Source organism: Nocardia sp. NPDC002869 (assembly GCF_046764065.1).
Classification (GTDB): Bacteria; Actinomycetota; Actinomycetes; order Mycobacteriales; family Mycobacteriaceae; genus Nocardia; species Nocardia rhamnosiphila.
Genome location: NZ_JBKOOL010000003.1, coordinates 78,928 through 85,619, shown reverse-complemented (window position 1 = coordinate 85,619; position 6,692 = coordinate 78,928). Strand labels below are relative to the sequence as shown.

Sequence of the window (6,692 nt, the reverse complement as noted above, 5' to 3'; positions counted from 1 at the left end):
CCGTCGCCGGGGGCGGGCCCGTCGCCGGGGGCGGTCGGGCGGATGAGGTGTTCGGCCCCGCCGGCGAGCGGCGGGGGCCGAACACGTCGGTCGGTTCATATGCCCGGTATCGCACGAAGTTCCCGTATCTCGTTCAGCCGCTGGAGCACCCCGTCGATGGCCCTCGGGTCCAGGTCGAGATCCGCCAGCGCACTGCGTATGTCCCGATGGTCGATCGCGTCCACGGCGCGGAGTACGTCGTCATCGAGCCGGGTTTGCGGGTCGAAAGTGACGAAGTCGGAGCGCAGAACGAAATCCGCGCCGGGGCCGAGCTCGTCGGCTCCCCTCGTCGGATGTGCCGACTCCGGAAAGGAATATCCGTGGTCGTACAGGACGAGATTCCCATTGCGATCCGGCCGGTAGTTGCCGCGCCGTCCGTCGCCCGCACCGAGCCCATGCCGGTGGCGGCGACCTTCGAATGGGAATTCGAGGACGGGTTCTCCCTCGGCGAGCTGGCCCGGCTCGACACCATGGTCACTGTGGTGGACGCCTCGACCTTCCTCACCGAGGTGACCCGCGGCGAAACCCTCGCCTCCCGGAAACTGGAGGCCGGCTTAGTTTGCGCGCCGCGCTCGACGCGGCCCTGCTCACCGACGCCGAATACGCCGCCCGGCCGCGCGCGGTGGGTGCGCTACCCGGACCCCTTCCCCACCTGGGACACACTGCACGAGCACAGCTGAACAGGACCGTCCCCCCGCGATCACTTCCGGAGCCGTTCAGTTGGAGATCCCGGGCGCCCGGTGCACATAGGTGCGATCGGCGATCTGGTCGAGCAGGAACTCCGCGATATCGGCGCGGGCGATCTTCAGGCTCAATCCCTTCTCGTCAGGCCCGAAACCGCGCCGATAGGTACCTGTGCGCGGGCCGTCGGTGAAGGCGCTGGGCCGCACGATGGTCCACTCCAGATCACTGGCCCGGACATAGGACTCCTGCTGCTGGTGGTCGGCGTAGGCCGGGCGCAGCAGCAGGCCGAACATGATGTACTTCCAGAGGAAATCCAGATTGGCACGGCTGTCGCCGGCACCCAGCGTGGACTGGCAGATCAGCCGTTTCACGCCGGTACGGTTCATCGCCTCGATGACCGTGCGGGTGCCCTCCGCCCGCACCACGCCCTTGCGCCCGTTGCCCAGTGCCACCAGTACGGCGTCCTGGCCGAAGACGGCGCGCTCGACCGCGCCCGGATCGAGCACATCCCCCTCCACGATGTGCAGGCGTTCGTGGGTGCGGGTGATCCGGCCGGCGTCACGGGTCAGCGCGGTGACCTCGTATCCGCGCGCCAGCGCCTGCTCGACGATGTGCCGTCCGACCGTGCCGGTCGCTCCGAAAACCGCGATTCGCATGATTGCTCCTGACTCGAAAACCGTTGCCTTGTGGCTGGTTCCAGTACAGCAATCAGGAGCGAGACGAACCATGGCTCGAACGCTCGCCCGCATAAGCGAGCGTCTACGGCTCCGGGTGGCGGCTCAGGTGCGGAACAGCCGGGCCGTCGCCTCGTCGGCGGGGTAGAAGGCTTCGATATGGAGTTCGTCGATGGTGACGTCGGTGGCCGAGAGGGCCGAGGCGGTGATGCTGAAGAAGGAGAGTTCGGCGTCGCCCACCCGCAACTGCAACGGCACCACCACATCGGTGCGGGCCCGGGCGCCGCCGTCGTGGCACGGATAGGCGGATACCTCGTCGAGCAGCGCTTTCAGCCGGCTGTCGCCGGTGGCTTCCCACCGCCCGCGCACCTGGCCGAGCAGATGGTTGCGCCACTGACCGAGGTTGCGGATCCGGGGCGCGAGGCCGCCGGGGTGCAGTGAGATACGGATGGCGTTGACGGGCGGTTCCAACAACTCGGGGGCACAACCGTCGAGCAGTGCGTCGGTGGCGGCATTGCGGTCGACCACATCCCAGCACCGGTCCAGCACCAGGGCCGGATGCGGGAGATGCGCATCGAGCAGGATCCGGAAGGCGTCCATCACCGACCGCAGTTCCGGTGCGTCCACCTCACGCTGGCCGTAACTCGGCGCGTAACCGGCCGCGAGGAGCAGTTCGTTGCGTTCGCGCAGCGGGACGTCCAGGTGGCCGGCCAGGCGTTCGACCATCTCGCGCGTGGGCCGGGAGCGGCCGGTCTCCACGAAACTCAGATGGCGGGTGGACACCTCGGCCTCCGACGCGAGCTGCAACTGACTCAACCGGCGCCGCTCCCGCCAGGACCGCAGCAGGCCGCCGACCGAGGGTTCGGTATCCGATATCACCACATCCGAAATCGTAGCCGCCGCGGTAACCGATCCCATTACCTCCGAGGTAATCGTCGGGGCCGCCGAGCCCGGTGATGCTTATGGCACCTGGTTCACACAACCCCGGAAGGAACTCCGATGAAAGACACCGTCACCGCCTACCTGCAGACCTGGAACGCCACCGACGCGGCCGTCCGGAAAGAACTGCTGAACACCCACTGGGCCCCGGAAGCGTCCTACATCGATCCGCTGGCCGAGGCGGCCGGCCTCGACGCGATCGGCGCGACCATCGGCGCGGTGCACGAACAATTCCCCGGGTTCGTCTTCACCCCGGTCGGGGACCCGGATGCCCACCACCGTCAGGTCCGGTTCCAGTGGGGCCTGGGGCCCGCGGGCGCCGAGCCGGTGATCATCGGTTTCGACGTTCTGGTCACCGACGAGCAGGGCCGGATCGACACGGTGCTGGGCTTCCTGGACAAGGTGCCGGGCTGATCCCCGGACGGCCGATCCACACCCGGCGGCGGCCGGGCGGCGATTCGGCCGTCGCCTGCGCCGACCCGGCCTTCCGCGGTGACGAGTCCGGGACCGGACGCAACGAAACGCGTCCGGCCCCGGACGCTGCGGCGCTCGGTCGAACAGGTCGGCGCGGCCCCCGGTGGCGCCTCCGCCGGTCGTCGCGTCAGGCGCGGCCCAGCGCCAGCGTCACATTGTGACCGCCGAACCCGAACGAATTCGTCAGGGCGTACTCGATCCGCTGCGGCCGGGCCCGGCCGTGCACGATATCCAGGTCCACCTCCGGGTTCTCGAGATTGAGGGTGGGCGGTACGACCTGTTCCCGCAGGGTGAGCGCGGTGAGGATGGTTTCCAGGGCGCCGACCGCGCCGATGGAATGCCCGAGCGCCGATTTGGGCGCGTAGACCGAGGCGTCGGGCGTGACCGCCTCGATCGCGGCCGCTTCCGAGGCGTCACCGATGGATGTCGAGGTGGCATGGGCGTTGATATGCCCGATATCGGCGGGCGTCAGGCCCGCGACGGCGATCGCCTTGCGCATGGCGCGCGCCGCGCCCTCGCCCGCCGGATCCGAAGCGACGATGTGATAGGCGTCGGAGGTGATGCCGGCGCCGAGTACCCGGGCATGGACACGGGCGCCCCGGGCGCGGGCGTGGCGCTCCGATTCCAGCACGAGCAGCGCACCCGCTTCGCCGAAGACGAAACCGTCACGGTCCCGGTCGAACGGCCGCGAGGCGGCGGCGGGATCGTCGTTGCGGGTACTCATCGCCCGCATCATGGCGAAACCGGCGATCGGGACGGCGTGGATATGCCCCTCCACTCCACCGGCCACCACCACATCCGCCTCGCCGGTGGCGATCAGCCGCCAGGCCTGCGCGATGGCCTCGGTACCGGACGAGCACGCCGAGACCGGCGCGAACACTCCCGCCTTCGCACCGATTTCCAGACCGACGGTCGCGGCGGGGCCGTTGGGCATGACCATGGGCACCGCCATGGGCGAGACCTTGCGGTAGCCGCCGGCGCGCATCGCGTCGACCGCGTCGATGAGCGCGTCGCCGCCGCCGAGCCCGGTGCCGATACTCACCGCGAGCCGTTCGCCCTCCACCTCCGGCCGGCCCGCCGCGCGCCAGACCTGCCGTCCGAGCACGAGGGCGAGCTGTTCGACATAGGAGTGCCTGCGCTGTTCGACCCGGGTGAGCTGCGCCCCCGGATGGGCGCCGAGCTTGCCGCCGATACGTACGGGCAGGTCGTATTCGGCGACGAAGTCGTCGTCGAGGGTGGTGATACCGGTCCGGCCGTCCAGCAGGCCCGACCAGGTCTCGTCCATATCGCCGGCGATCGAGGTGGCGCCCGCGTACCCGGTGACGACCACCTGCGCCGCCGCCGGAGTTTCTGAAGCGATCGGTACAGTCACGGGATCATGAATACCTGTAGCGTTCGCTACAGTCAACCCATGGCCCGCCCACTCGACCACGCCAAACGCGCCGAGATCCTCGACGCGGTGGTGCGCTATATCGCCGAACGCGGACTCGCGGACCTCTCGCTGCGTCCCCTGGCCGCCGCCCTCGGCACCAGTTCCCGGATGCTGATCTACTACTTCGGCACCAAAGAAGAACTGCTGGTCCAGGCGCTGGCAACCCATCGCCCGGATCTCACGGCCGTATTCGCCGAAGTGCACGACGCCGCCACGCTGCGGGAAAGGCTCTGGGATTTCTGGCGTTCGAACACCACCGGCTCGGGATCGGTCAGCGTGCGGGTGATGCTCCAGGTCCTCGGCGCGGCCTGCGCGCCCCACGGCCCCTACGCCGGCTACGCCGACCAGGCCACCGCGGCGTTCGTCACCGCCCTCACCGCGGGCCTGCGCGCACTGAACCCGGACGACGAACCCGAAGTGGTGGCCACCGTGCTGGTCTCCGGGTTGCGCGGCATCCTGCAGGACCGGCTCATCACCGGCGATATCGAACGCACCGACCGGGCCGCCCGCCGGATCATCGACCACACCATCCGCTGACTCGTCGGGCTGTGCACCGGCGCATGGGCGACAGCGTCATCGGAACGTTCGATACCGGTATCCCGAGGCAGGTATCGTTTCCTCATGACCGCCGTTCATGACGAGATCATGACGACCGAGGAGTTCGAGGAACTCGCCCGGTTGGCCGGTCGGGTGTCCGAAGGTATACGGCTGGAGTTCATCGAGGGGCGGCTGGGGGCGAAGGGTGTGGCCGATGGGGACCACGGGCGGATTCTGCAGTGGCTGATCCGCATGTTCATCCTGGCCCGCCCGGAACTGTTCCTGAGTGTCGAACAGGGGCTGAAGGTCGACGCCTATCGCAAGGGGCGGGCACGTCCGGACGGCACGCTGGCGGATGCCGACGCATTCGTCGGGCAGGGGGAATGGGCCGACCCGGACCCCGTCCTCATGGTGGTGGAAGTGACTTCCCGCGACAGCGACACCGAACAGCGGGACCGCCGTGAGAAGCCGATCGCCTACGCGGCCACCGGGATTCCGATCTACCTTTTGATCGACCGGGAATTCGGCGAGATCACGGTGTTCAGCCAGCCCTCGGGCGCGCGCTACCAGCGCCGGGTGACCGTCTCGATCGGTGACAGCGTCGAGTTGCCCGACCCCGTCGGCCTGACCCTGGACACCGAACCGATCAAAGCCTGGGTCTGACGCTCGCCGACTCGAGACACCCACCCGGGCGCGAACCCCGCCCACGTAGGGTGACCGGGTGAGATTGTTGCCGTTGACGCCCCCGGGACAGACCCCGGTCCGGGTGCTCACCATCGCCGGTACCGATTCGGGCGGCGGGGCCGGAATCCAGGCCGATACCCGGACCATGGCCCTGTGCGGGGTGCACGCCCTGGTGGCGGTGGCCGCGGTGACCGTGCAGAACACGGTGGGCGTGAGCGGCTTTCACGAGATTCCCCCGCAGGTGGTCGCGGACCAGGTGCGCTCGGTGGCCGGCGATATCGGTATCGGCGCCGCGAAGACGGGCATGCTGGCCTCCGGGGCCATCATCGAGGCCGTGGCCGGGGTCTGCCGGGAAGTCGGCATCGGGCACGACGCCGAGGTGCCGCTGGTGGTCGACCCCGTCGCGGCTTCCATGCACGGCGACCCGCTGCTGCACACCGAAGCGCTCGACGCCGTGCGGTACACGCTGTTCCCGCTGGCCACCATCGTCACCCCGAACCTGGACGAGGTGCGGTTGCTGACCGGGGTGGAGGTCACCGACGCGACGTCCGCGCGCCGCGCGGCCGAGGCGCTGCACGGGCTCGGACCGCGCTGGGTCGTGGTGAAGGGCGGCCACCTGCGCACCTCGGCGCAGAGTACCGATCTGTTGTTCGACGGCAACCGGTTCTTGGAGTTCACCGCCCCGCGTATCGAGACCGGCAACGATCACGGCGGCGGCGACACCCTGGCCGCGGCCCTGGCCTGCGCGCTGGCCCACGGCTATGCGGTCCCCGACGCCTTCGAATTCGCCAAGGAATGGACCCGGCGCAGCCTGGAAGCCGCCTACGACCTGGGCAAAGGCCACGGTCCGGTCTCCCCGCTGTGGCGGCTGAGCTGACGTCGGCCGAGTCGGCGAACCTGTCGGTGGTCGGGTCCATACTCGAGGTGTCACGAACACCCCCACAACGGAGTGGAGACCGGAACAACGACGTTCGATCAGTGGCACCGGACGGGTCGGCCCCGGCGCGCCGCCTTCCCGCCTGATCCGCATTCACGATCGGCCGTGCCCGGTACCCGGCGCCGACAGGTACGGCGTCCATCGAGCAATAACAGTGCTGTCAACCCAGCCGCACTGGTCGTGACGTTCGCCGACACACCTTCTGCCCATTCCGGATCGTCCGCCTCCATGGTCGGGGCCCGCCCCCGGTTCTGGAGCGACAGAGCGAAGGAGCGCAGCGACTGAGCGTGTG

The 6,692-nt window shown here is 69.2% G+C and carries 8 protein-coding genes and 1 pseudogene; 5 read left to right on the top strand and 4 right to left on the bottom strand.

Features of this window, described 5'->3' with window-relative positions; all coding sequences use genetic code 11:
- Positions 1 to 95: 95 nt before the first annotated feature.
- Positions 96 to 224: a hypothetical protein gene (locus tag ACLML9_RS01025; RefSeq protein WP_411943664.1), complete on the bottom strand. Its 129-nt coding sequence runs from the start codon at positions 222 to 224 to the stop codon at positions 96 to 98.
- A 189-nt stretch (positions 225 to 413) separates the two neighbouring features.
- On the opposite strand from ACLML9_RS01025, the pseudogene ACLML9_RS01020 reads away from it, so the two are divergent.
- Positions 414 to 593, top strand: a pseudogene (locus tag ACLML9_RS01020) (GTP-binding protein); the annotation flags it as partial.
- Between the two features lie 162 nt (positions 594 to 755).
- On the opposite strand, the gene ACLML9_RS01015 reads toward ACLML9_RS01020, so the two are convergent.
- Together ACLML9_RS01015 and ACLML9_RS01010 are read right to left on the bottom strand one after the other, a co-directional pair.
- Entirely contained in the window at positions 756 to 1,379 is a 624-nt protein-coding gene (locus ACLML9_RS01015; protein WP_411943663.1) for an NAD(P)-dependent oxidoreductase, read from the bottom strand.
- Positions 1,380 to 1,502: 123 nt separating this feature from the next.
- Complete coding sequence (locus ACLML9_RS01010; protein WP_411943662.1) at positions 1,503 to 2,279, bottom strand: helix-turn-helix domain-containing protein; 777 nt, start codon at positions 2,277 to 2,279, stop codon at positions 1,503 to 1,505.
- Between the two features lie 117 nt (positions 2,280 to 2,396).
- On the opposite strand from ACLML9_RS01010, the gene ACLML9_RS01005 reads away from it, so the two are divergent.
- Entirely contained in the window at positions 2,397 to 2,750 is a 354-nt protein-coding gene (locus ACLML9_RS01005) for a nuclear transport factor 2 family protein (protein WP_411943661.1), read from the top strand.
- 187 nt (positions 2,751 to 2,937) lie between these two features.
- Here the strand turns inward: ACLML9_RS01005 and ACLML9_RS01000 are convergent, their stop codons facing one another.
- Positions 2,938 to 4,182: a KasA/KasB family beta-ketoacyl-ACP synthase gene (locus ACLML9_RS01000; RefSeq protein ID WP_411943660.1), complete on the bottom strand. Its 1,245-nt coding sequence runs from the start codon at positions 4,180 to 4,182 to the stop codon at positions 2,938 to 2,940.
- Positions 4,183 to 4,221: 39 nt separating this feature from the next.
- Here ACLML9_RS01000 and ACLML9_RS00995 point away from each other — a divergent pair, with 39 nt between their 5' ends.
- The 3 genes from ACLML9_RS00995 (at position 4,222) to thiD (ending at position 6,340) form a co-directional block, all read left to right on the top strand.
- Positions 4,222 to 4,779: a TetR/AcrR family transcriptional regulator gene (locus ACLML9_RS00995; protein ID WP_411943659.1), complete on the top strand. Its 558-nt coding sequence runs from the start codon at positions 4,222 to 4,224 to the stop codon at positions 4,777 to 4,779.
- A gap of 84 nt (positions 4,780 to 4,863) precedes the next feature.
- Entirely contained in the window at positions 4,864 to 5,442 is a 579-nt protein-coding gene (locus ACLML9_RS00990; protein WP_411943658.1) for a Uma2 family endonuclease, read from the top strand.
- A 58-nt stretch (positions 5,443 to 5,500) separates the two neighbouring features.
- Entirely contained in the window at positions 5,501 to 6,340 is an 840-nt protein-coding gene (gene thiD / locus ACLML9_RS00985; protein ID WP_411943657.1) for a bifunctional hydroxymethylpyrimidine kinase/phosphomethylpyrimidine kinase, read from the top strand.
- Positions 6,341 to 6,692: the final 352 nt, after the last annotated feature.

Excerpts from the sequence above, each read along its gene's own strand:
- ACLML9_RS01005 (WP_411943661.1), top strand. The coding sequence starts at position 2,397 with ATGAAAGACACCGTCACCGCCTACCTGCAGACCTGGAACGCCACCGAC.
- ACLML9_RS00995 (WP_411943659.1), top strand. The coding sequence starts at position 4,222 with ATGGCCCGCCCACTCGACCACGCCAAACGCGCCGAGATCCTCGACGCG.
- ACLML9_RS01015 (WP_411943663.1), bottom strand. The coding sequence starts at position 1,379 with ATGCGAATCGCGGTTTTCGGAGCGACCGGCACGGTCGGACGGCACATC.
- ACLML9_RS00990 (WP_411943658.1), top strand. The coding sequence starts at position 4,864 with ATGACCGCCGTTCATGACGAGATCATGACGACCGAGGAGTTCGAGGAA.